1 protein-coding gene is annotated in these 1,345 nt (G+C 68.9%); it reads left to right on the forward strand.

Annotated features, from left to right (window positions below):
- The first annotated feature begins 186 nt into the window (after positions 1-186).
- Entirely contained in the window at positions 187-1,335 is a 1,149-nt protein-coding gene (locus tag K7G61_RS35840; protein ID WP_225851336.1) for an ISAs1 family transposase, read from the forward strand.
- The last annotated feature ends 10 nt before the right edge of the window (positions 1,336-1,345 follow it).

The following is a 1,345-nucleotide window of genomic DNA, read 5'->3' on the forward strand; positions in this document are numbered from 1 at the left end:
CAGGGCTTGTGCAAGTTCCCGGGTTCGCCCAACGCGTCTGAGGTTGGGGTGGATGACGGAGCGGACACGGGTCCGTGATCATTCAGGTGTCGAAGCCGAGTGATCAAGAAGGTTCCCGTGTCCGCTGTCTCATCTTCCCCGATCCCCGCCGTGTTGGCCAAGCTGGGTCCCCTTAACCCTGAGGACGTGCCTGACCTGCGCGTTTTCCTGGAGGCGGTTCCCGATCCGCGCTCCCGGCGGGGCCGCTGGTACTCGCTTGCCTCGATCCTGCTGGTCTGCGCGGCAGCCGCGGTCTCCGGTGCCCGGACCATCGACGAACTCGCCGAGTGGGGCGCCCGCGCCGACACCCGGCTGCTCGCCACTCTCGGTGTTCGCCGCCACCTGCTGCGCTGGCGGCACGCGCCGTCCAGGTCGGCGATAGGGCGGCTCCTCGAACGCCTCGACACCGACGCACTTGACGTGGCCGTGGGGGCCTGGCTGGCCCACCGCCACACCGCTGCGACCACAGCAGCCCCAGGTGGACGGCGGATGATCGCCGTGGACGGCAAGGCACTGCGCGGCTCCGCCCGCCTGGACCAGCCACGCCGGCACCTGCTGTCCGCCGTCACCCACAGCCGCCCGGTCACCCTCGCCCAAGCCGAGGTCGGATCCAAGACCAACGAGGTGCGGCACTTCCGGCCCCTGCTCGCACCGCTCGACCTGGACGGGCAGGTCGTCACCTTCGACGCGCTGCACACCGTGAAGGCCAACGCCACCTGGCTGGTCGAGGTCAAGAGAGCCCACTACATCGCGGTCATCAAGCCCAACCAGCGCACTGCGTGGGCACAGTTGGACTGCCTGGACTGGAACGCGGTGGCCGTCCAGCACAGCACCTCGAACACAGGGCACGGCCGCCGCGAGTCCCGCTCGATCAAGACCCTCGCCATCGCCGACAACCTCGGCGGCATCGCCTTCCCCCACGCCAAGCTCGCCCTTCGCGTCCACCGCCGCCGCAAGGCAGCCGGCGCGAGGCAGACCCGCGAGACCGTCTACGCGGTCACCAGCCTCGACACCCACCAGGCGAGACCAGCGGAATTCGCCTCCTACCTGCGCGGACACTGGATCGTGGAGGCTCAGCACCACATCCGCGACCGCACCTTCGCCGAGGACGCCTCCACCGTCCACACCGGCAACGCACCCCGCGCCATGGCCACGTTCCGCAACCTCGCGATCGGCGCCCTCAAAACCCTAGGAGCGACCAACATCGCCAAGACCACCCGCGCCATCCGCGACCAACCAGAACGAGCCCTTCCCATCCTGGGTATCGTCCCCAAGCCGGATCTCAACGGAACTTGATCAAGCCCTG

This window comes from Streptomyces sp. HPF1205 (assembly GCF_020400825.1).
In the GTDB taxonomy this organism is placed as follows: Bacteria; Actinomycetota; Actinomycetes; order Streptomycetales; family Streptomycetaceae; genus Actinacidiphila.